Source organism: Burkholderia cepacia, from assembly GCF_001039005.1.
Lineage (GTDB): Bacteria > Pseudomonadota > Gammaproteobacteria > Burkholderiales > Burkholderiaceae > Burkholderia > Burkholderia theae.
In genome coordinates, this window is sequence record NZ_LDWR01000090.1 from 1 (window position 1) to 656 (window position 656).

The window sequence follows — 656 nt, forward strand, 5'->3', positions numbered from 1 at the left end:
ATCGAAATTCTTCGAAAGGCGATGGCGTACTTCGCGAAGGGGTCGCGGTGAGGTACGCCTGGATCGACGCACATCGCGACCAGTACAGCGTGAGCCGGCTTTGCCGGGTTCTGGGTGTGTCGCGCAGCGGCTATTGCCCGTGGCGCGGCCGGGAGCCAAGTCGGCGAGCCCAGGCCAATGCCGCGCTGGACGCCGAGGTTGCCGCCATTCATCGCGCCAGTCGCGGTAGCTACGGCCGCCCCCGCATCGTGCGGCAGCTGCTTGCTCAGGGCCGGCCGGCGAACGCCGAGCGCGTGCGTCGCAGCCTGCAACGTCAAGGGTTGCGCCCGGTCTACAAGCGTCCGTATCGGGTGACCACGGATTCGACGCATCGCCTGCCGGTGGTGGCATCACCTTCGTCAGGACCGGCGAGGGCTGGTTGTATCTGGCCGCGATCCTGGATCTGGCGAGCCGGCGCATCGTCGGCTGGTCGATGTCCGAGCGGATCAACGCGGATCTGGTCTGCCAGGCGTTGCGCAGCGCGTGCTGGCAACGCAAACCGTCACCGGGATTGCTGCTGCACTCCGATCGCGGCAGTCAAGGTGGATTCAACCGGTCGTCGCAACACTAGGTTGTTGAACATATCTGAGATACTCGTCCAGAGCTTCAGCAGGCGT

1 pseudogene is annotated in these 656 nt (G+C 65.4%); it reads left to right on the forward strand.

The features are described 5' to 3' along the window. Nucleotides 1-580 (forward strand): annotated as a pseudogene (locus tag VL15_RS36945) (IS3 family transposase); the annotation flags it as partial. Between the last annotated feature and the right edge of the window lie 76 nt (nucleotides 581-656).